Genomic DNA, 19,707 nt, shown 5'->3' with positions numbered 1-19,707 from the left:
GACATTCACTCCTTGACGTCTGTTGCAGTTTCAGTAGATCGGCCAGCAACCGGGCGTGAGCAGCTCGACGAGGTTTTCATCCGGATCGCGGAAGTAGATGCTGGAACCGCCCTTGGGCCATTCTGTCCGGCCTTCCAGGGGTATGCCGCAACGGGCCAGCCGTTCCCGCCAACTGGACAGGTCCTGCTTGTCGATGGCGAAGCACACGTGAATTCGTCCGCTGGCATCGTGGGACGGGATCTCTCCGCCGCTGAGGTACTTGGTGTGCAGCGAGGCGCCTCGCTTGAACAGCAACAGGGTATTCTGGTCGCCGATGTTCAGCGCCACTAGCTCGTCGCTCTCGACCATGACTTCCAGCTGGAAGGTTTTTGCGTAGAATTCCTTCGCAATATCGAGATCGTTCACATAAAGGGCTGTTTCAATAATCCGTTTGAGTTGCAGCATGTGTTGCTCCTTTTGGGAGAGTGCTCCCTGAGTTGGAAATGACAGGATGGTCACGGTCTTACTACGCAATATCGATTTGAATCTGCTGGTGGTGCTCGATGCGCTGCTGACGGAAAAACACGTCACCCGCACGGCCCTGCGCCTGCACTTGAGCCAGCCGGCGATCAGCCACTCTTTGAGCAAGTTGCGGGGACTGCTGGACGACCCGATCCTGATTCGCCGTGGCAGCGAGCTGGTGCTCAGCTCCCTGGCCCAGAACATTCAGCAACCGTTGCGCGAAATCCTCGGCCAGATCGAAACCCTGTTCGGCAAGTCCATCGAATTCGACCCCGCCAGCTCCCAGCGCATCTTCACCCTGGCGATGTCCGACTACGGCGCGGCGCTGGTGCTGCCCAACCTGATGGTGCGTTTGCGCCGCGATGCGCCGAACACCACGTTGCTGGTGACCCAGGACACTCGACACGGCATGTTCGAGCAGGTGTCCCAGGGCAAGATCGACCTGGCCCTGGGGGTGTTTCCCAATCTGTCGGGTGACATTTCCACCGAAGTGCTGTTCGAGGAAACCTTCTCCTGTCTCCTCGACCGGCGTACCCTGCCGGCCGACGGCAGGCTGGACCTGGACAGCTACCTGGCGCGACCGCACATTCTGGTGTCGATGGATGGCAGTGCCAGTGGCGAGGTGGACAGCCTGCTGCGCGATGAAGGGCTGCAACGGCGAATTGCCGTGAGCGTGCCCCATTGGCGGACCGCCCCCAGCATGATTCACAACACTGACCTGATCCTCACGGTGGCCACCCGCACTCTGGACGAAGCCCTGCTCAACCAGGACCTGATCCAGCTGCGGCCGCCGTTGCCGATTCCGCCGTTTCCCTTTGTGCAGATCTGGCATCAGCGTTTCGACAATGAGCCGGCCCATGTCTGGTTGCGCGAGCAGGTCAAGCAGGTGGTCGCTCATAGCGCGCTCAAGGGGGGGAGAGCATCGGCTTTAGCTCTATCCTGCGACTCAAGTGCGTCGGTGCCGGTGTAATTACGCAGCAAGTCGTCGAGATTAAAAAATCTCCCTGTTACGCACTTCAATTGATGATGGTCAATTCGGGAGGTAATGCAGACAGGCTGCTGGACCCTTCTGCACTGCAAAGTACAGTGTCGCCGAGCTTGATACCGAACCCTTCGTTGTACAGCGACAGATTAGGTTCAATGGAGAACGACATATTGGGTTTGAACAGGCATTCATCTGTTTCGTCGAGCACCATGGTTTCCAGCAACGTTGCGGGGTAGGCCAAGCCCAGGCTGGAACCAATGCGGTGGACGCGGGTGCGTGACAGGTCGATTCGATCAAGAATCTTGTTGCACACCCGGTTGACTTCGCCCATCGGTGTGCCTGGTTTAGCTGTTTCAACAGCGGCGTTGAACGCTTCTGTGAGCAAAGCCGAGACTTCTCGCAAGCGCGGAGTAGGCTGACCAATCACTGCCGTGCGCATCAGGATTGCGTGATAGCGGTTGTAGACTCCCGCATGTTCGAGGATTACCACGTCGCCATGGCTGATGGTCTGTCGATGCGGCATGGCGTGGGCCATGGCACTGCGCGGGCCTGTTGAGCACATTGGACTGATGGCGGCGTTTTCACTTCCTGCCTTGCCCAGTGCGTGAGCAACGATACCGGCCACTTCCACTTCTGATATGCCAGGACGCAAGGCCTCAAAAGCCGCTAGCATGCCAAGGTCCGCCATTCGCGCGGCACTGCGTTGATAGGCGAGTTCAAGGGGGGTCTTGATCAAACGCTCTTGTGCAATCAGCCGTGAGGCATCTTCAAAACGTGCCTCGGGTAAATAGTCGCATAAGGCTTTGAACTGCAATGGAGAGAAGGTTGAGGCAGACATCTCCAACCCTATTGGGGCTTGGCTCAGCCCGGCCTGGGCCAACATTTCAGCGACGATGCGCAGTGGTTCCTCCTTGGCGATGTCGTAGAAAATGGCATCTTTGATACATGACAGCTCCCAGGTGCAGGGTTCTTCGCTGGTGCGGGTAACGAAGATTGGTTCGGCCAGTTTGGGCGAGATAATCAAGGCCTGGTACCAGAGGAAGCCTAGGCTGTCGAAACCGGTCAAGTAGTTGATGTTCTCTGGAAAGTTGACCACCAAGGCCTCCAGATCACGTTCGGCGAGACGGCGTTTGATAGCATCAATACGGTTGCGATAGGTGTGCGCAGGAAAAGCAGTCAGCATGAGAAGTTTCTCCTTCCTTGGTGTAACTTTTTATTCCGTGGTTGCTGTATTAGCTGCGAGTAGTAATGATGAATCCAGTGACTACAACAAGAAGTCCTATTGTTTTCTGTACGTTAATGGTTTTGCGTGGCAGTCCCATCAAGCCAAAGTAATCGATGAGTAAAGAAATAGTCAGCTGCCCGATAATGACGGCCATAATGAAGTTAAGTGCCCCGAGGCGTGGTGTCATTAGTAGTGAAATACTGATGTAGAGAACGCCTGCGATCCCTCCCAGCCATATCCACCAGGGCCCTTCATAGGCGGCGGTTAAATTTGGATGAGGGGCTTTTGTAAAAAGCATAATCGTAGTAAGTGAAATAATACTGACAACTAGAGATATGCCGGTAGCCCATAAAGGGTGGCCCAGTAAGTTGCCGAGCTTTGAGTTGGCTCCTGCTTGTAGTGGAACTGCAAATCCAGCAAGAAAGCTGAGCAGAATTGATAATAGAAACGTCATTTGACTTGGATTCCTTTTTTGGATTTGTACTTTTATTAATAAGCGGGGGCCAATTATTTGTTCGCATGCAGGGTATTCGTCAGGTTGATTGACTGCTTCGTGCCGGCGATGCCCCGTGCGAAAAACTGACCCGCAGGTTTACAATCGCAACACCTGATCAGGAGTAACGCCGTGCTGACTCATCTCGATTCCCAAGGTCGCGCCAATATGGTCGACGTCACCGACAAGGCTGTGACGTTCCGTGAGGCCGTAGCCGAAGCGCGGGTGCGCATGCTCCCGCAAACCCTGCAGATGATCGTCAGTGGCGGTCATCCCAAGGGCGACGTGTTCGCCGTGGCACGCATCGCCGGGATCCAGGCGGCGAAGAAAACCAGTGACCTGATTCCTCTGTGTCATCCGCTGATGCTGACCAGCGTCAAGCTCGAACTCAGCGCCGAAGGCCAGGACAGCGTGCGTATCGTGGCGCGCTGCAAGCTGTCCGGGCAGACCGGGGTGGAGATGGAAGCGCTGACCGCCGCCAGCGTTGCTGCGCTGACCATCTATGACATGTGCAAGGCCGTGGACCGGGGCATGATCATCGAAGGCGTGCGGGTGCTGGAGAAGCTCGGCGGCAAGAGCGGCCACTACCAGGTGGATCAGGCATGAAGATCAAGGTGAAGTTTTTTGCCCGTTATCGTGAAGCCCTGGGGCGCGATGAGATCCAGCTTGAAGGGGACTTTCGCACGGTTGAGGATGTGCGCCAGGTATTGGTGTTGGGGGAGGGCGCCGAAGTATTGCGCGAACAGAACCTGATGTGCGCCCGCAACGAGGACCTGTGCCAATTGGACGAGCCCTTGGTGGAAGGCGATGAAGTAGCATTTTTCCCCACCGTTACCGGAGGCTGAGATGGCGATTCGTGTGCAGTCTGCGGCCTTCGATCCCGGTGCTGAAGTCAATGCCATGCATGCGGCCAATGCCGGTGTTGGCGCGGTGGTGAGTTTTGTCGGCTACGTGCGCGACTTCAACGATGGGCGGGACGTGCACGGAATGTTCCTGGAGCATTATCCGGGCATGACCGAAAAGGCCTTGGGGAAGATTGCCGTGGAGGCTGAGCAGCGCTGGCCGTTGCTCAAGCTGGAGCTGTTGCATCGGGTGGGCGCGCTGGAGCCGGGCGAGCCGATTGTCTTCGTCGCGGCCGCCAGTGCTCATCGCCAGGCGGCCTTCGATGCCTGTGCCTTCGTCATGGACTTCCTGAAGACCCGGGCGCCGTTCTGGAAGAAGGAGCAGACGGCCGAAGGCCCACGTTGGGTCGAAGGGCGCGACAGCGACCATGTCGCGGCCGATCGCTGGAAGCCTTGAGGGGGCGTTGCCCGTCATGTGCCTGCGATAGGGCATGCTCGGGAGCGCAACAAGCAGCGGCCAGCGCTCCGGCAGCGCTGGCCGAGCAGGCAAAAAAAACGCAGCCCTCTGGCTGCGTTTTTTGGTTTTACGGATGTCCCGCGCTTACGGACGCTTGCGCTCCACTGGGCGCAACAGCTCGGTAGGCGGTGTCTCGCAGCTGATCTTGTGCCCCAGCAGGGTTTCGATCGACGGCAGTTGGTAGGAGTCATCCTCACCGGCAAAGCTGATGGACACGCCATCGGCACCGGCCCGGCCGGTACGGCCAATACGGTGCACGTAGTCATCCGGCACTTCCGGCAGGGTGAAGTTGATCACGTGGCTGATGCCGTCGATGTGGATGCCGCGGCCGGCCACGTCGGTGGCCACCAGGACGCGGATCTTGCCTTCGCGAAAGCCTTCCAGGGTCTTGATCCGCTTGTGCTGCGGCACGTCGCCGGACAACTGCGCAGCGTTCACGCCATCGCGTACCAGGCGCTCTTCGATACGCCGCACTTCATCCTTGCGGTTGGCGAAAACCATCACCCGCTCCCAGCCGTTGTCGTTGACCAGGTTGTACAGCAGCTTGTACTTGTCGGCACCGGCGACCGCATAGATGTGCTGTTCGACATTCTGGTTGGCGACGTTCTCGGCTTCGATCTCGACGATCGACGGGTCGGTTGTCCACTGCTTGGCCAGGTTCATCACGTCTTCGGTGAAGGTGGCGGAGAACAGCAGGGTCTGGCGTTCGCTCTTGGGCGGGGTCTGGCGAATGATCTGGCGCACTTGTGGAATGAAGCCCATGTCGAGCATGCGGTCGGCTTCGTCCAGCACCATCACTTCAACCATGTCCAGGTGCACGTCGCCGCGTTGGTTGAAGTCCAGCAGACGGCCCGGGGTCGCTACCAGGATGTCGCAGTGACGGGCTTCGAGGTGCTTGAGCTGCTTGTCGAAATCCATCCCGCCGACAAAGGTCATCACGTTGAGGCCGGTGTATTTGGTCAGCGCCTCGGCGTCCTTGGCGATCTGCACCACCAGCTCCCGGGTCGGGGCGATGATCAGTGCCCGTGGTTCGCCCATGTAGCGCTCTTTCGGCGGAGGGGTCTGCAGCAGTTGGGTGATGATCGAGACCAGGAACGCGGCGGTCTTGCCGGTGCCGGTCTGGGCGCGGCCAATGGCGTCTTTGCCGGCCAGGGTGAAGCCCAGGACCTGGGCCTGGATCGGCGTGCAGTAAGGAAAGCCCAGGTCCTGGATGGCGTGCATCAGTTCCGGTGCGAGCTTGAAGTCGTGGAAACGGGTCTTGCCTTCCTGGGGCTCCACCACGAAGTCTTCAAGTTTCCAGGTGCTTACCGGTGGTTTCGGCGCGCGTGGGCGACGAGGTTGTTCGATCTTGGGTTGCTCGGCCTTGGGCTTCTCTTGGCGCGGTGCTTTGGGAGCTGAAGGGGCGGCCGGTGTGTTCACCGGTTCTTTTTTAGCTGCGGTAGCGGGCGCACTCCGTTCCGGCTGACGGCCGTCATTGCGGCTGCTGGAACTGGGGGAAGGGGCGCTGGTGCTGGGCGCGAGCGGCTCAGCCTCGCTTTTACCGAAGATCTTCTTGAGTGCTTTGAGCACGGTCATCTCATCAATTGGTTAAGGAATGTACGCCGGCCAGTGTAATGCAAGAAACGGGCGCGGCGTAGTCTGTTGCTCTGCGGACTCGTGCAACGCGTATTTTCTAGCGCAAACGCTCGCTCAACCAGGTGCCGATGTCGCGGATTTCCTCGGGTAACACCTCATGTTCCATTGGGTATTCCTGCCATGTCACGGTGACACCATGCTGCTTGAGGTACTCATAAGCCGTGCGGCCCATGGCGTTCTGCACCACTTCATCGTACTGGCCATGCAGCGACAGCACTGGAATCCGCTGCTGGCTGGCCGAAAGCTGCAGTTCATCGCTGAAGGTCGGGGCATAGGTGGACAGGGCCAGTACGCCACCCAGCGGGCCTTGCCATTTGAGGAAGGCGGTGTGCAACACCACCGCGCCGCCCTGGGAAAAACCCGCGAGGAAAATTCGCGATGCGTCTATTCCGCTGGCGCGTTGTTCTTCGATCAGTCTGATGACCTCCTCAGATGATTCATCAAGCTGTTCACGGCTAATGGCCCGAGCCGGGTTCATGGCCAGAATGTCGTACCAACTGGGCATGGCATATCCGCCATTGATGGTCACCGCGCGAGTCGGTGCCTGGGGCAGGACGAAGCGCGTACTCAGGAGTGTTTCCTGCAGCGCCTCGGCCACCGGCAGAAAGTCGTAACGGTCCGCTCCCAGGCCATGAAGCCAGATCACACAGGCGTCTGCGGGCTTGTTGGGCTGAAGAATCAAGGGCTCGGTCATGGCTGCTCCAATGTTGTGCGTGCGCGCCGATTGAGTGCGTGATTGAAGGGCGCGGCAAGTTGATCTGTGACGAAGATGTCGCAACGTTGAATGTTTTGCTATTGACCACTGGCTGAAACGCTTTAGCCGGGACTGTGGTATGGGCTTTGCTATGGCTCAGAAAGAGGAGTCGAGGTGATAGCGCTCTCTGCCGGCGGTAACACTAACAGGCACCGCGGGCGGTGGGCTAGCCAGGCTCCTCTGATGGACGTTCGCCAATAGCCGCTACGGGCTCTGCGAACTCATAGGGCTACAGCCCGTTCGGTCGATTGGTGAGAGGTAGGTCCCCCTTTATGTGGATTTCTCCTACTAGACTCATAGCTAATGTCTTACGCCGCTTGACCCTATAAAAAGCCGACAAGGGTCAACAGCGCCTCATGAGGGTGCGGCAGGACTCAAGCTCCGACACAACAAGAGCAAGACTGGAGGTTTGAATGAAGATGTTGAAATCCACCCTGGCCGTTGTCACGGCGGCTGCAGTACTGGGTATGAGCGGTTTCGCACAGGCGGGTGCGACCCTGGATGCAATACAGAAGAAAGGTTTCATACAGTGTGGCGTCAGTGATGGTTTGCCGGGCTTCTCGGTACCGGACGCGACCGGCAAGATCCTCGGTATTGACGCCGATGTCTGTCGTGCTGTTGCAGCGGCGGTATTCGGCGATGCGACCAAGGTCAAGTTCAGCCAGTTGAATGCCAAGGAGCGCTTCACCGCGCTGCAATCCGGCGAGATCGACGTGCTGTCGCGCAACACCACCTGGACCAGTTCGCGTGATGCGGGCATGGGCCTGATGTTCGCCGGCGTGACTTATTACGATGGCATTGGCTTCCTGGTGAATAAGAAGCTGGGTGTGAAAAGCGCAAAAGAGCTGGACGGTGCGACCATCTGTATTCAAGCCGGTACCACTACCGAGCTGAACGTGTCGGACTACTTTCGCGGTAATGGTCTGAAATACACCCCGATTACCTTTGATACTTCTGATGAAAGCGCCAAGTCGTTGGAGTCCGGTCGTTGCGACGTGCTGACTTCCGACAAGTCCCAGCTTTATGCACAGCGCAGCAAGCTGGCGACCCCGACCGACTATGTCGTACTGCCGGAAACCATCTCCAAGGAGCCTTTGGGCCCGGTGGTGCGTAAAGGCGACGAAGAGTGGTTCAGCATCGTCAAGTGGACCCTGTTCGCCATGCTCAACGCCGAAGAGGCGGGTGTCACTTCGAAGAACGTCGAAGCTGAAGCCAAATCCACCAAGAACCCTGATGTTGCACGTCTGCTGGGCGCGGACGGTGAATACGGCAAAGACCTGAAACTGCCGAAGGACTGGGTAGTACAGATCGTCAAGCAAGTAGGTAATTACGGTGAAGTGTTCGAGAAAAACCTCGGCAAGAGCACGCCACTGGCCATCGACCGCGGCCTGAACGCGCTGTGGAACAACGGCGGCATCCAATACGCACCACCTGTGCGCTGATGGTTCTATCGCCCGGCGGGCCAACCGCCGGGTGATGTTCTGTTCCATTATTCCTGGGGCACTTCATGCAAAATTCAATCGGCGCACCCAAGCAGAGGCTCAGCCTCAGCGATCCGCGTGTGCGCGCCTGGTTATTCCAGATCATCACCCTGGTGGCGGTGGTCTCGTTGGGCTGGTTTCTGTTCGACAACACGCAAACTAACCTGGCGCACCGAGGTATTACCTCGGGTTTCGACTTTCTTCAGCGCAGCGCCGGTTTCGGCATCGCTCAGCACCTGATCGCCTACACCGAGGCGGACAGTTATGCCCGGGTGTTCGTCATCGGCCTGCTCAACACGCTGCTGGTGACTGTTATCGGGGTCGTCCTGGCGACCCTGCTGGGGTTCATCATTGGCGTGGCGCGGCTGTCGCAGAACTGGATCATCAGCAAGCTGGCGACGGTGTATGTGGAGGTGTTCCGCAACATTCCGCCGCTGTTGCAGATTCTGTTCTGGTACTTCGCGGTGTTCCTGACCATGCCGGGGCCGCGTAACAGTCACAACTTCGGCGATACCTTCTTCGTCAGCAGTCGTGGCCTGAACATGCCGGCGGCGCAGATGGCGCCGGGGTTCTGGGCCTTCGTCGCGAGTGTGCTGCTGGCCATCGTCGCCATCGTGCTGATGTGCCGCTGGGCCAACAAGCGCTTTGAAGCCACCGGCGTGCCGTTCCACAAGTTCTGGACCGGCCTGGCATTGCTGCTGGTGATTCCGGCGCTGTGCACGCTGGCCTTCGGCTCGCCGGTGCACTGGGAGTTGCCGAAGCTGCAAGGTTTCAACTTCGTCGGTGGCTGGGTGCTGATCCCCGAACTGCTGGCCCTGACCCTGGCCCTGACCGTCTACACCGCGGCGTTCATCGCCGAGATCGTGCGTTCCGGGATCAAGTCGGTGAGCTACGGCCAGACCGAGGCGGCCCGTTCCCTGGGGCTGCGCAACGGTCCGACCCTGCGCAAGGTGATCATTCCCCAGGCCTTGCGGGTGATCATTCCGCCGCTGACCAGCCAATACCTGAACCTGGCGAAGAACTCGTCCCTGGCGGCCGGTATTGGCTATCCGGAAATGGTTTCGCTGTTCGCCGGCACGGTGCTCAACCAGACCGGCCAGGCGATCGAGGTCATTGCCATCACCATGAGCGTGTACCTGGCAATCAGCATCAGCATTTCCCTGTTGATGAACTGGTACAACAAGCGCATTGCGCTGATCGAGCGGTGAGGAAGCGCCCATGACGACTCATACTTTCAAGCCCGATATGCCGCCGCCCAGCAGCAGTATCGGGGTCTTGGCGTGGATGCGCGCCAACATGTTCTCCAACTGGCTCAACACCCTGTTGACCCTGTTTGCCTTCTATCTGATTTACCTGGTCGTGCCGCCGCTCGTGCACTGGGCGATCCTCGATGCCAACTGGGTTGGCACCACCCGGGCCGACTGCACCAAGGACGGCGCCTGCTGGGTGTTCATCCAGCAGCGCTTTGGCCAGTTCATGTACGGTTATTTTCCGCTGGAGTTGCGCTGGCGGGTGGACCTGACCGTGTGGCTGGCGGTGATCGGTGCGGCGCCGTTGTTCATCTCGCGCTTTCCCCGCAAGGCGATCTACGGGCTGTGCTTCCTGGTGTGGTACCCGATCGTTGCCTACACCTTGCTGCACGGCGGTTATCTGGGGCTGAGCAATGTCGCCACTAGCCAGTGGGGCGGGTTGATGCTGACTCTGGTGATCGCCACTGTGGGCATTGCCGGGGCTCTGCCCCTGGGGATCCTGCTGGCATTGGGGCGACGTTCCAACTTGCCGGCGATCCGCGTGGTCTGTGTGACCTTCATCGAGTTCTGGCGCGGCGTGCCGTTGATCACCGTGCTGTTCATGTCATCGGTGATGCTGCCGCTGTTCCTGCCCGAGGGCATGAACTTCGACAAGCTGCTGCGAGCCTTGATCGGGGTGATCCTGTTCCAGTCGGCCTATGTGGCCGAGGTGGTGCGTGGCGGTCTGCAAGCCATTCCCAAGGGCCAGTACGAAGCGGCTGCCGCCATGGGCCTGGGCTACTGGCGGGCCATGGGCCTGGTGATTTTACCGCAGGCCCTGAAGCTGGTGATCCCCGGCATCGTCAACACCTTCATCGCCCTGTTCAAGGACACCAGCCTGGTGATCATCATCGGCCTGTTCGACCTGCTCAACAGCGTCAAGCAAGCCGCCGCCGACCCCAAGTGGCTGGGCATGGCCACCGAAGGCTATGTGTTCGCGGCCCTGGTGTTCTGGATTTTCTGTTTCGGTATGTCCCGCTACTCCATGCATCTGGAGCGCAAGTTGGACACAGGCCACAAGCGTTAGGAGTATCTCCATGAGTGAAGCGAGCAAAAAGCCTGTGGGCCCTGAAGGCATTATTCAGATGCAGGGCGTGAACAAGTGGTACGGCCAATTCCACGTGTTGAAGGACATCAACCTCAATGTGCGTCAGGGCGAGCGCATCGTCCTGTGCGGGCCTTCGGGGTCGGGTAAATCCACCACCATCCGTTGCCTCAACCGACTCGAAGAACACCAGCAGGGGCGTATCGTGGTAGACGGCGTGGAACTGACCAACGATCTCAAGCAGATCGAGGCCATCCGCCGGGAAGTGGGCATGGTGTTCCAGCACTTCAACCTGTTTCCGCACCTGACCATCTTGCAGAACTGCACCCTGGCGCCGATGTGGGTGCGCAAGATGCCCAAGCGCAAGGCCGAGGAAATCGCCATGCACTACCTGGAGCGGGTGCGTATTCCGGAGCAGGCCAACAAGTATCCGGGCCAGTTGTCCGGTGGTCAGCAGCAACGGGTGGCGATTGCCCGGGCACTGTGCATGAAACCCAAGATCATGCTGTTCGACGAGCCCACTTCGGCCCTGGACCCGGAGATGGTCAAGGAAGTGCTGGACACCATGATCGGCCTGGCCGAAGACGGTATGACCATGCTCTGTGTCACTCACGAAATGGGCTTTGCCCGGACCGTGGCCAATCGGGTGATCTTCATGGACAAGGGCGAGATTGTTGAACAGGCGGCGCCAAACGACTTCTTCGATAATCCGCAGAACGAGCGCACTAAGTTGTTCCTGAGCCAGATCCTGCATTGATCCTGCTGCAGGGCCCGCGCTGAAGATAAACCCGGACCGGCTCCGGGTTTATTTTTGCCCGGTGTTCAACTGCCGGCAGTACCGAGCTGTGGTTCGGGTAGGTCGCTGGAGGCCGAGGGCGTCAGTTGGGGTTCGCTGAGATCCAGTACGTCCTTCATCAATTGCGGGTGGCGATCGAGCAGGCGCATCAGCATGTACAGCGGTTGGGGCGCGCCGACTTCGCCACGCTCGTAGCGGGAAAAGGCATTGTGCCCGCCGCCCGACAGCAGCCTGACCGCTTCCTTCTGGGAAAGGTGCAGCTTGCGGCGGATGCGTTTCATGTCTGCGGTGACGATCTGCCGGTAATCCTCCAGCAATTGATCGCCCGCGGCGGCGTAGCGTTCTGCGCTCGCTGCGTCGAATTCGATCTCACCGCATTCCTGGCATTCCCAGCCGGCTAGGCCATGGAGGTGACGCAACAGGTGCCGGTAGTCGATGAGCTCGCTGCGCCGCTCGAACGCCAGCATGCCGGTCGGGGCGCCGCAGCTGTAGCACTGTTGTCGTTTCATGTGTCTGCCTCCTTGAAGGAGATCACTGGCGGCCCTATGCCGGGGCGATGGGGGATCTTGATGTAGAGCGTCCGGTTATCGGTGCCGGTGTAATACACGTCCTGCCACACCCGGTGATCGCAATAGGTGCTCATCGATTTGTAGAACATGCTGCCCTGGAGTCCGGCTATCACTCGTTGCATGGCGGCCAGAGACAATCCGAGTTCTTTGCCGCAGAGCAACGCGCTTCGAGTGAAGGCTTGTGCCCCTTGCCGAACGACCTGCGCCTTGATCAGCGAGAGATCGTGATGAGGTGTTTTCTTTTCCATGAGACACCTTTGATGCCTGATTGAAACTACCCTTATAGGGTTTTTTGTCAAGGCCTGTTTGAAATGGCGAAAGTGCCTCCTCCAGCCTAAAACGTTGAACTCTCGGAAAATCCTGAATACCATGTCGGGCAATTCATCCGATGATTGGATGACTGAGTGAGTCTAATGAGCGAAATTTCCCCCCTGATCAAGCGATCCTTGGTCGACCAGGCCCTGGAACAACTGCGTTCACGTATCAATAACGGCGCCTGGAGCGTCGGCCAACGTCTGCCCACCGAGCCTGAGCTGGCCAGCGAGCTGGGCATCAGCCGCAACACCGTACGTGAGGCGATGCGGGTCCTGGCGTTTTCCGGGCTGATCGAAATCCGTCAGGGCGACGGCAGCTACCTGCGGGCCGTGGCCGATCCGCTGGACATGCTCCAGGCCCTGTCGCAATGCTCCCTGGAGCAGGCCCGGGAAACCCGGCAGATCCTTGAGGTGGAGGCGGTGGGCCTGGCGGCCCTGCGTCGTACTGATGAGGACCTGCAAGGCTTGAGCACGGCCTTGCAGCTCAGCGGCGGGCACTTTCACGGCGATCTGGAAAGCTACATCGCCTGCGACCTGGTGTTCCACCAGCGCCTGGTGGACGCGGCACACAACCCGACGCTGAGCCAGCTGTACCGCTATTTCTCCAGCGTGGTAGTGGCACAGTTGCGCCAGACCCTGAGCCTCACCCCGCGCCGCCAGGACGTCTTCGACCTCCATCAGCAACTGCTGGATGCGATCGAGCAGGGCGACCCCGAACGGGCCAAGAACCTCTCCCGCCAGTTGATCAACGAATCCTGAATCCGAGACTGCCATGTCCAACCACCAGGCACCCCCTGATACCCTCGCTCCCCCTGAATTGCTGATCGACGCCGAGGCCGATGACGAAGAAGTCCAGCAGGCTCCAGCGCCAGTACACCGCCCTTGGCTGTTGCTGCTGGGGTTGATCCTGGTGGCACTGAACCTGCGCCCGGCGTTGGCGAGCATGGCGCCGCTACTCAGTGACGTCTCCCTGCACCTGGGGTTGTCGGCGGCCAAGGCCGGGCTGCTGACCACCTTGCCGGTGTTGTGCCTGGGGTTGTTTGCGCCACTGGCGCCGCTGCTGGCCCGGCGTTTCGGCGCTGAGCGCGTGGTCCTGGGGATCTTGCTGACCCTGGCGCTGGGCATTGTGGTGCGCAGTTCCTTCGGTGAGTTCGGGGTCTTTGCCGGGAGCATCCTGGCGGGCGCCAGCATTGGCGTGATCGGGGTGCTGCTGCCGGGTATCGTCAAGCGCGATTTCGCTAAGCACGCCGGCACCATGACCGGGGTCTACACCATGGCCTTGTGTCTGGGAGCGGCTATGGCGGCCGGCGCCACTGTGCCCCTGAGCCATCGTTTCGATGACAGCTGGGCCGTGGGCCTGGGCTTCTGGGTGGTGCCGGCGTTGGTGGCGGCACTGTTCTGGCTGCCGCAAGTGGGGCAGAAACACGGCGCCCACCATGTGGCTTTCCGGGTGCGCGGACTGCTGCGCGATCGCCTGGCTTGGCAGGTGACTTTGTACATGGGCCTGCAGTCCTCGTTGGCCTACATCGTGTTTGGCTGGTTGCCGTCGATCCTTATCGGTCGCGGGTTGACCCCGACGCAGGCCGGTCTGGTGCTGTCGGGCTCGGTGATCGTGCAGCTGGCCAGCTCCCTGGCCGCACCCTGGCTGGCGACCCGCGGCAAGGATCAGCGCCTGGCCATCGTGATTGTCATGCTGATGACCCTGGGCGGCCTGTTCGGTTGCCTGTATGCACCGATCGAGGGACTGTGGGGCTGGGCGATCCTGCTGGGCCTGGGGCAGGGCGGTACCTTCAGCCTGGCCCTGACCCTGATCGTCCTGCGTTCGAGGGACACTCACGTGGCTGCCAACCTGTCGAGCATGGCCCAGGGCATCGGCTACACCCTGGCGTCGATGGGGCCTTTTGCGGTGGGTCTGGTACATGACTGGACGGGCGGCTGGGACGCCGTGGGCTGGATCTTCGCGGTGCTCGGTTGCGGCGCGATAGTTGCTGGGTTGGGAGCGGGTCGCTCGCTGTATGTACAGGTGCAAAGCGAGAGAATCTGATGGGCCTCACTGTCGGTATTTGCGCGGCAAATGCCGATAGTGTTCTTCAGGGTTGCGGATTATTGTGCTGGCATCCCTATGCCTTTTCGGAGTCCGTCCATGAGTGATGCCCAGCGCGCCCTGATCACTGAGTTCTATCAAGCTTTCCAGCGGTTGGATGCCGAGGCCATGAGTGCCTGCTACACCGAGGATGTGCTGTTCAGCGATCCGGCCTTTGGCGAGCTGCGCGGGCGTGATGCCGGTGATATGTGGCGCATGCTGACCTCTCGAGCCAAGGACTTTTCCCTGACCTTCGATCAGGTGCGTGCGGACCAGAACTCAGGTGGCGCGCACTGGGTCGCCACCTATCTGTTCAGCCAGACCGGCAACACGGTGGTCAACGATATCCAGGCGCGCTTCGTGTTTCGAGATGGCAAGATCTGTGAACATCACGACCATTTCGATATGTGGCGTTGGGCACGTCAGGCCCTGGGCACCAAGGGCTGGTTGCTGGGCTGGACGCCATTGTTGAAAAACGCTGTCCGTGCCCAGGCCCGCAAAGGCCTGAAGGCCTTTCAAAACGGTCGCTGAAAGCCATCCTCTGCTAAGATCGCGGCTTGTTATCCACAAGCCTCGATGCCCTTTTGTGACCCGTCCTGTTCCCTCTTCCATCGCTGAAGCAGCTTCGCCACTGGCGGACCGCAAACCCTGGTTCGTCTATCTGGTGCGCGCCGCCAATGGCGCCCTGTATTGCGGCATCAGCGATGATCCGGTCAAGCGCTTCGCCAAGCACCAGAGTGGCAAGGGCGCACGGTTCTTTCTTTCCAGCCCGGCGGTGGCCCTGGTCTATACCGAGCTTTGCCGGGACAAGAGCGAGGCCCTGCGCCAGGAGCGGTTGATCAAGAAACTCAAGAAGAGCGCCAAGGAATGTCTGGTGGCGGGTGCATCACTCTGACTGATTGGTTTCCATCAGTGGGATCTGTAGGCCGCCAAGGGATTGCAGGCTAAGCTCAGTCCTCCCTCTCTTCCGGCGGACCCCAGCATGTCAGAGTTGATCCTGCACCATTACCCGACCTCTCCCTTCGCCGAAAAAGCCCGTTTGCTGCTGGGCTTCAAGGGGCTGTCCTGGCGCTCTGTGAAAATTCCCCCGGTGATGCCAAAGCCTGATCTGACTGCCCTGACCGGTGGTTATCGCAAGACCCCGGTGCTACAGATCGGCGCTGATATCTACTGCGACACGGCTTTGATCGCCCGGCGTCTGGAGCAGGAGAAAGCCTCGCCGGCGCTGTTCCCCGAGGGCCAGGAAATGATCAGCGCGACCTTCGCCGCCTGGGTCGACTCAGTGGTGTTCCAGCACGCCGTGACCCTGGTTTTCCAGCCGGAATCCGCCGCTGTACGTTTCGGTAAGTTGCCACCGGACGTGGTCAAGGCGTTCTTGGCCGATCGCGCCGGGCTGTTCAGTGGTGGCAATGCCAGCCGTTTGCCCCTGGAAGTGGCCAAGCATCAATGGCCAACCATCATGGCGCGCCTGGAGCAGCAGTTGCAGCGCGAACCGGGGGACTTCCTGTTTGGCGAGCCGTCGATTGCCGATATCGCCCTGGCCCACCCGCTGTGGTTCCTCAAGGGTACGCCGGTGACTGCACCGTTGGTGGACGAGTATCCGGCGGTGTCCGCCTGGCTGGCGCGGGTGTTGGGCTTTGGACATGGCTCCTTCACTGAAATGAGCGCCGAAGAGGCCCTTGAGGTATCGCGCAGCGCTACCCCGGCGCCGCTGCCGGATGAGCAGTTGGTCGACCCCAACGGTTTCACGGCGGGCCAGCAAGTGGTGATTGCTGCGACCGACTATGGTGTCGATCCGGTGGCGGGAGAGTTGTTGTTCGCTGGCACTGAAGAGCTGATCCTGCGCCGTGAAGACCCTCGCGCCGGCGTGGCGCATGTGCACTTCCCACGGCTGGGTTTTCGCATTCAGCCTCAGTGACACAAATCTGCGCTTGGTAGCGACAGGTGTTGTCGGCGCTGGCTTGCTAGCGAAGGCATATTCAGGGACGGCGCACGATTCGAAGACGTCCTCGCCGGCAAGTGGGGCCCCTTCCGACCGGCGCTTAGCGTTTCAAAGCCGCCATGATCCCGTCGGGGTCATAGGTGCGGATCAGAGTGCCGTTGACATCCAGGATCGGAATGCCCGCACCGCCCAGGGCGGTGTAGGCCTTGCGCGCCTCGGCGTCTTTCTCGATATCGAATTCCTTGAAAGGGATGCCCTTCTGATCAAGAAAGCGCCGAGTGGCCTTGCAGTAGCCACACCAGTCGGTGGCGTAGAGCACCACCTGGGCCTGGTTGCGGATCTCTTCTGAGACCACCGCCGAAGGATTGAACAGCCGTTCGATCTTGCCCCAGTTCTGATACAGCACGACCACCAGCAGGATCAGCAGGAACTTCTTCAGCACGCCCTGGAGCATCAGTTGCGGCGCTTGAGCTGATCAGTCAGTTGGGTCGGCAAGCCCTTGATGATCAGGGTCCCGGCTTCTTCGTCGTATTCGATCTTCGAGCCCAGCAGATGCGCCTCGAAACTGATGGACAGGCCTTCGGCACGACCGGTGAAGCGGCGGAACTGATTGAGGGTGCGTTTATCCGCTGGAATCTCCGGTGACAGCCCGTAGTCCTTGTTGCGGATGTGATCGTAGAAGGCCTTGGGGCGCTCTTCGTCGATCAGTTCGGACAGCTCTTCCAGCCCCATGGGCTCGCCGAGCTTGGCCTGGCTGCTGGCGTAGTCCACCAGGGTCTTGGTCTTTTCCCGGGCCGACTCTTCCGGCAGGTCCTCGCTTTCGACGAAGTCGCTGAAGGCCTTGAGCAGGGTGCGGGTCTCGCCCGGACCGTCGACACCTTCCTGGCAGCCGATGAAGTCGCGGAAGTACTCCGAGACCTTCTTGCCGTTCTTGCCCTTGATAAAGGAGATGTACTGCTTGGACTGCTTGTTGTTCTGCCACTCGGAGATGTTGATCCGCGCCGCCAGGTGCAACTGGCCCAGGTCCAGGTGCCGGGACGGGGTGACGTCCAATTGGTCGGTCACTGCCACGCCTTCGCTGTGGTGCAGCAGGGCGATGGCCAGGTAGTCGGTCATGCCTTGCTGATAGTGGGCAAACAGCACGTGGCCGCCCACCGACAGGTTGGATTCTTCCATCAGCTTCTGCAGGTGTTCCACCGCCACCTTGCTGAAGGCGGTGAAGTCCTGGCCGCCGTCGAGGTACTCCTTCAACCAGCCGCTGAAGGGGAATGCGCCGGACTCTGGATGGAACAGGCCCCAGGCTTTGCCCTGTTTGGCGTTATAGCTTTCATTGAGGTCGGCGAGCATGTTCTCGATGGCCGCGGACTCTGCCAATTCGGAATCGCGGGCGTGCAGAACTGCTGGGCTGCCGTCGGGTTTTTTGTCGATCAGGTGGACGATGCAATGGCGGATCGGCATGGGCTTCTCGGCTGATTGAAGGGGGAGGGCGGGCTCCCCGAAAAAGTGCCCAGTGTACCGCACACACTGGTTTTGGCGCGGTTTGCCGGGCGATGAACGGCTCGTCGGTAAGGCTTATGCATTTTTTTACCGATTTAGAGCAATAAAGCTGACCAAATGGCTAGGTAGAGGCGGATATTTCCCCGTCTGTGTGCTAGTTTTGCCCCGTCTTACGCGATGTCTCAGCGTTAAGCGTGCATTCAGCATTTGTCGGGTCGAACCAAACCCTGATTTCGGTATCTATAACCCCGATTCGTCGTGGTTGTAACCGGGGTGCCAGATTCACAAGATCTGGCTCGATGGCTGACACTGCACTCTGCAATCCAAATGAATTTGATAGGGAAGGAACACCACAATGGCTATTACTAAAGACCAACTGATCGCTGATATCGCTGAAGCTATCGACGCGCCGAAAACCACCGCGCGTAACGCCCTGGACCAACTGGCTCAGATCGTTGCTGATCAATTGGAAAATGGCGGCGAAATCACTCTGCCAGGTATCGGCAAGCTGAAAGTGACCGAGCGTCCTGCCCGTACTGGCCGTAACCCATCGACTGGCGCTGCCATCGAAATCGCTGCCAAGAAAGTTATCAAGCTGGTTGTGGCTAAAGGCCTGACCGACGCTGTTAACAAGTAATACTTGCAGTGAAACCGTGCTCAGGAGCTTTCCGGGCACGGTTTGTGTGACACCGATTCACGCAAGGTGAATCGACGCTCAATCCCCGCCTCTCAGTTCTTCCTTACCCAGCGTTCCTGACTCCAGGCCTGTTGCTGTGCCTTGTCCTTGAAGGTCCAGGCGACGAAGCGACTCTGTTTCTGTCCCTGGGACATTTCCACCACCTGGCTTTCCAGGGCTCCGGCCTTTTTCAGCGTGCTTTCAATCGCCGGCAAGTTCGAGGCCTTTGACACCAGGGTGCTGAACCACAGCACTTGCTGGCCGACGCTGGCGCTTTCGCTGATCAACTGACTGACGAAGCGGATCTCGCCCCCCTCGCACCACAGTTCCCTGGCCTGACCGCCGAAATTCAACACTGGCAGCTTACGCTTGGGATCGGCCTTGCCCAGGGCTCGCCATTTGCGCTGGCTACCGCGGGTGGCTTCGTCCAGTGACGCGTGGAAGGGCGGGTTGCACATGGTCAGGTCGAAACGCTCGGTGCTTTCCAGCAGGCCACTGAGGATCTGCCTGGGGTTGCCTTGCTGGCGCAGGCTGATGGCCTTGTTCAAGCCGTTGGCCTGGACAATGGCCTTGGCGGCGGCCAGGGCGGTGCTGTCGATGTCCGAGCCGAGGAACTGCCAGCGGTAGTCGCTGTAGCCGATCAACGGGTAGACGCAGTTGGCACCGACCCCGACGTCCAGCACCCGGACCGCTGCGCCGCGAGGGATTTCCCCCTGGTTGTGGCTGGCCAGTAGGTCGGCGAGGAAATGCACATAGTCGGCGCGGCCTGGCACCGGCGGGCAGAGGAAGTCTGCCGGAATATCCCAGTGGGCAATGCCGTAGAAGGCCTTGAGCAGCGCCCGGTTGAACACCCGTACCGCTGCCGGGTCGGCGAAGTCGATGCTTTCCTTGCCGTAGGGGTTGAGGATCACGAACTGGCCCAGCTCCGGGGTGCTCTTGATCAACTGCGGGAAGTCGTAGCGCCCCTGGTGGCGATTGCGCGGGTGCAGGCTGGCCTTTTCCTTGGGGGCGGCGGCTTTGGCTGGGGAGTTTGGCTTGGGCTTTTTGCGCGGAGGCTTGGGGG

The 19,707-nt window shown here is 59.8% G+C and carries 24 protein-coding genes; 14 read left to right on the top strand and 10 right to left on the bottom strand.

Going from position 1 to position 19,707, the window contains the following annotated elements:
* Window positions 1-30: 30 nt before the first annotated feature.
* Window positions 31-444 (bottom strand): VOC family protein, encoded by a 414-nt coding sequence (locus GV818_RS27350; RefSeq protein WP_161778008.1) that lies wholly within the window; start codon window positions 442-444, stop codon window positions 31-33.
* Window positions 445-490: 46 nt separating this feature from the next.
* Here GV818_RS27350 and GV818_RS27345 point away from each other — a divergent pair, with 46 nt between their 5' ends.
* Window positions 491-1,471: a LysR family transcriptional regulator gene (locus tag GV818_RS27345; protein WP_161778007.1), complete on the top strand. Its 981-nt coding sequence runs from the start codon at window positions 491-493 to the stop codon at window positions 1,469-1,471.
* Between the two features lie 46 nt (window positions 1,472-1,517).
* Here GV818_RS27345 and GV818_RS27340 read toward each other — a convergent pair whose 3' ends face one another.
* Both GV818_RS27340 and GV818_RS27335 read right to left on the bottom strand, forming a co-directional pair.
* Window positions 1,518-2,669 carry a M24 family metallopeptidase gene (locus GV818_RS27340; RefSeq protein ID WP_161778006.1) on the bottom strand — a complete coding sequence of 384 codons (1,152 nt, stop codon included), beginning with the start codon at window positions 2,667-2,669 and terminating at the stop codon, window positions 1,518-1,520.
* A gap of 49 nt (window positions 2,670-2,718) precedes the next feature.
* Window positions 2,719-3,165, bottom strand: coding sequence for a DMT family transporter (locus GV818_RS27335; protein WP_161778005.1), 447 nt, complete (start codon window positions 3,163-3,165; stop codon window positions 2,719-2,721).
* 171 nt (window positions 3,166-3,336) lie between these two features.
* Between GV818_RS27335 and moaC the strand changes: the two genes are divergently transcribed.
* The 3 genes from moaC to moaE are packed head-to-tail and all read left to right on the top strand — an operon-like array spanning window position 3,337 to window position 4,503.
* Window positions 3,337-3,810: a cyclic pyranopterin monophosphate synthase MoaC gene (gene moaC, locus GV818_RS27330; RefSeq protein ID WP_161755345.1), complete on the top strand. Its 474-nt coding sequence runs from the start codon at window positions 3,337-3,339 to the stop codon at window positions 3,808-3,810.
* Entirely contained in the window at window positions 3,807-4,049 is a 243-nt protein-coding gene (locus GV818_RS27325; RefSeq protein WP_161755343.1) for a MoaD/ThiS family protein, read from the top strand. Before moaC ends, GV818_RS27325 begins: the two co-directional genes overlap by 4 nt.
* A 1-nt stretch (window position 4,050) precedes the next feature.
* A complete protein-coding gene (moaE, locus tag GV818_RS27320; RefSeq protein WP_161755341.1) occupies window positions 4,051-4,503 on the top strand; it encodes a molybdopterin synthase catalytic subunit MoaE in 453 nt (150 codons plus the stop codon).
* Between the two features lie 144 nt (window positions 4,504-4,647).
* Here moaE and rhlB read toward each other — a convergent pair whose 3' ends face one another.
* Both rhlB and GV818_RS27310 read right to left on the bottom strand, forming a co-directional pair.
* Window positions 4,648-6,138: an ATP-dependent RNA helicase RhlB gene (gene rhlB, locus GV818_RS27315; RefSeq protein ID WP_161755339.1), complete on the bottom strand. Its 1,491-nt coding sequence runs from the start codon at window positions 6,136-6,138 to the stop codon at window positions 4,648-4,650.
* 97 nt (window positions 6,139-6,235) lie between these two features.
* A complete protein-coding gene (locus GV818_RS27310) occupies window positions 6,236-6,892 on the bottom strand; it encodes an alpha/beta hydrolase (protein ID WP_161755337.1) in 657 nt (218 codons plus the stop codon).
* A 473-nt stretch (window positions 6,893-7,365) separates the two neighbouring features.
* On the opposite strand from GV818_RS27310, the gene GV818_RS27305 reads away from it, so the two are divergent.
* From GV818_RS27305 to GV818_RS27290, 4 genes are all read left to right on the top strand, one after another.
* Window positions 7,366-8,394, top strand: coding sequence for an amino acid ABC transporter substrate-binding protein (locus tag GV818_RS27305; protein WP_161755335.1), 1,029 nt, complete (start codon window positions 7,366-7,368; stop codon window positions 8,392-8,394).
* A 65-nt stretch (window positions 8,395-8,459) separates the two neighbouring features.
* Window positions 8,460-9,641, top strand: coding sequence for an amino acid ABC transporter permease (locus tag GV818_RS27300; protein WP_161755333.1), 1,182 nt, complete (start codon window positions 8,460-8,462; stop codon window positions 9,639-9,641).
* Between the two features lie 10 nt (window positions 9,642-9,651).
* Entirely contained in the window at window positions 9,652-10,749 is a 1,098-nt protein-coding gene (locus tag GV818_RS27295; RefSeq protein ID WP_161755331.1) for an amino acid ABC transporter permease, read from the top strand.
* Window positions 10,750-10,759: 10 nt separating this feature from the next.
* Window positions 10,760-11,524 carry an amino acid ABC transporter ATP-binding protein gene (locus GV818_RS27290; protein ID WP_161755329.1) on the top strand — a complete coding sequence of 255 codons (765 nt, stop codon included), beginning with the start codon at window positions 10,760-10,762 and terminating at the stop codon, window positions 11,522-11,524.
* Window positions 11,525-11,589: 65 nt separating this feature from the next.
* Here GV818_RS27290 and GV818_RS27285 read toward each other — a convergent pair whose 3' ends face one another.
* Window positions 11,590-12,072: a type II toxin-antitoxin system MqsA family antitoxin gene (locus GV818_RS27285; RefSeq protein WP_161778004.1), complete on the bottom strand. Its 483-nt coding sequence runs from the start codon at window positions 12,070-12,072 to the stop codon at window positions 11,590-11,592.
* The gene (locus GV818_RS27280) at window positions 12,069-12,380 is read right to left on the bottom strand and encodes a type II toxin-antitoxin system MqsR family toxin (protein ID WP_161778003.1); all 312 of its coding nucleotides are present in this window, start codon (window positions 12,378-12,380) and stop codon (window positions 12,069-12,071) included. Before GV818_RS27280 ends, GV818_RS27285 begins: the two co-directional genes overlap by 4 nt.
* 165 nt (window positions 12,381-12,545) lie before the next feature.
* Between GV818_RS27280 and GV818_RS27275 the strand changes: the two genes are divergently transcribed.
* From GV818_RS27275 to GV818_RS27255, 5 genes are all read left to right on the top strand, one after another.
* Complete coding sequence (locus GV818_RS27275) at window positions 12,546-13,205, top strand: FadR/GntR family transcriptional regulator (RefSeq protein WP_161778002.1); 660 nt, start codon at window positions 12,546-12,548, stop codon at window positions 13,203-13,205.
* Between the two features lie 13 nt (window positions 13,206-13,218).
* Window positions 13,219-14,490 (top strand): CynX/NimT family MFS transporter, encoded by a 1,272-nt coding sequence (locus GV818_RS27270; RefSeq protein WP_161755320.1) that lies wholly within the window; start codon window positions 13,219-13,221, stop codon window positions 14,488-14,490.
* A 99-nt stretch (window positions 14,491-14,589) separates the two neighbouring features.
* The gene (locus GV818_RS27265; RefSeq protein ID WP_161755318.1) at window positions 14,590-15,060 is read left to right on the top strand and encodes a nuclear transport factor 2 family protein; all 471 of its coding nucleotides are present in this window, start codon (window positions 14,590-14,592) and stop codon (window positions 15,058-15,060) included.
* A gap of 55 nt (window positions 15,061-15,115) precedes the next feature.
* The gene (locus GV818_RS27260; protein WP_161778001.1) at window positions 15,116-15,424 is read left to right on the top strand and encodes a GIY-YIG nuclease family protein; all 309 of its coding nucleotides are present in this window, start codon (window positions 15,116-15,118) and stop codon (window positions 15,422-15,424) included.
* Window positions 15,425-15,511: 87 nt separating this feature from the next.
* Complete coding sequence (locus tag GV818_RS27255; RefSeq protein ID WP_161755313.1) at window positions 15,512-16,447, top strand: glutathione S-transferase family protein; 936 nt, start codon at window positions 15,512-15,514, stop codon at window positions 16,445-16,447.
* A 124-nt stretch (window positions 16,448-16,571) separates the two neighbouring features.
* Here the strand turns inward: GV818_RS27255 and GV818_RS27250 are convergent, their stop codons facing one another.
* Window positions 16,572-16,925: a glutaredoxin family protein gene (locus GV818_RS27250; RefSeq protein WP_161755311.1), complete on the bottom strand. Its 354-nt coding sequence runs from the start codon at window positions 16,923-16,925 to the stop codon at window positions 16,572-16,574.
* A complete protein-coding gene (yejK, locus tag GV818_RS27245) occupies window positions 16,925-17,929 on the bottom strand; it encodes a nucleoid-associated protein YejK (protein WP_161755309.1) in 1,005 nt (334 codons plus the stop codon). The genes GV818_RS27250 and yejK overlap by 1 nt, the downstream gene beginning before the upstream one ends.
* A 394-nt stretch (window positions 17,930-18,323) precedes the next feature.
* Here yejK and GV818_RS27240 point away from each other — a divergent pair, with 394 nt between their 5' ends.
* Window positions 18,324-18,605, top strand: a complete 282-nt coding sequence (locus tag GV818_RS27240) for an HU family DNA-binding protein (protein WP_003440137.1) — start codon at window positions 18,324-18,326, stop codon at window positions 18,603-18,605.
* Between the two features lie 92 nt (window positions 18,606-18,697).
* Here GV818_RS27240 and rlmF read toward each other — a convergent pair.
* On the bottom strand, window positions 18,698-19,707 hold a 1,010-nt coding region (rlmF, locus tag GV818_RS27235; protein ID WP_161778000.1), incomplete at its 5' end, for a 23S rRNA (adenine(1618)-N(6))-methyltransferase RlmF.

Origin of the sequence: Pseudomonas sp. Fl4BN1, assembly GCF_009908285.1 — a bacterium.
Classification (GTDB): Bacteria; Pseudomonadota; Gammaproteobacteria; order Pseudomonadales; family Pseudomonadaceae; genus Aquipseudomonas.
Note: the sequence above shows the minus strand (reverse complement) of the source record. Positions and strands in the feature narration are given on the sequence as shown.